1 pseudogene is annotated in these 278 nt (G+C 46.8%); it reads right to left on the bottom strand.

Features of this window, described 5'->3' with window-relative positions:
* A pseudogene (locus tag ACYP03_RS25940) lies at positions 1-209 on the bottom strand (DUF1887 domain-containing protein); the annotation flags it as partial.
* Positions 210-278 lie beyond the last annotated feature (69 nt).

A 278-nucleotide genomic window follows, 5' to 3' on the forward strand; every position in this document is an offset into this window, starting at 1 on the left:
CGAAGGGTTTTAATATTGATGGAGTCAGGAATGGTGAAAAATTCAGTCTCAATATCGCGGGGTATCAATATCGAACTCAGGCGGTCATAGGTTTCCTGCTGCGCTTCTGTGCCGATAAATATCATCTTTCCGGCTGGTACACCGTGGTCTAAAAGGGAAGTGATCAGCCTGACCGGGTCCTGATCAATAATGCCAACATGAGTAATCATAATTATCCTTTAGTACTTCGGCTGATACCGGCAAAGAACCACAAGCCAGAAACGGCCGACACCAGGAGG

It is taken from the genome of Photobacterium sp. R1 (genome assembly GCF_054600795.1).